The following is a 481-nucleotide window of genomic DNA, read 5'->3' on the forward strand; positions in this document are numbered from 1 at the left end:
GTTGTGCAGCATTTGAAATGAACAACCTGACCGATAAAATAAAGACCGACTGGAAGAACCTGACTAATCAGATTATCCAACTTCTGACTGTTCTTCAAATCGGAAACATCTTTTTTAAGCTTTGGGAATATCATTGGCTCGCCTGTGTACCGTTGACAGAAGAAATGTTTAAATACATTCTAAAACAACATGTGATCTTCGGACTATGGTTGACCGTGTCAATGATTCTAATGATTTCACTCTCGACATTTAAGAAATACTTGGCCAGTTTAATTATTGGAATTTTGATCCTGACCGTGGTGTCCTTTCGACTATGGACTTTTTGACACAAAAAAAAAGAAAAACGACTGCACAACAAAAAATAAACGCAAGGCGGCTCTAATCCCGCTCTGTTAGCGGGTTTGCGCTCGAAAAAGAAACCTTTCGTTTCTTTACAAAACCACGGACGAAGCCGCCCTGCGTTTATTAAGAACCGTTGTAA

General features: G+C 39.3%; 1 protein-coding gene. It reads left to right on the plus strand.

Going from position 1 to position 481, the window contains the following annotated elements; genetic code table 11:
- Positions 1-326: hypothetical protein (locus tag G3567_RS13425; RefSeq protein WP_205521243.1), on the plus strand; the 326-nt coding region annotated here is incomplete at its 5' end.
- Positions 327-481 lie beyond the last annotated feature (155 nt).

Origin of the sequence: Psychroflexus aurantiacus (assembly GCF_010820555.1) — a bacterium.
Classification (GTDB): Bacteria; Bacteroidota; Bacteroidia; order Flavobacteriales; family Flavobacteriaceae; genus Psychroflexus; species Psychroflexus aurantiacus.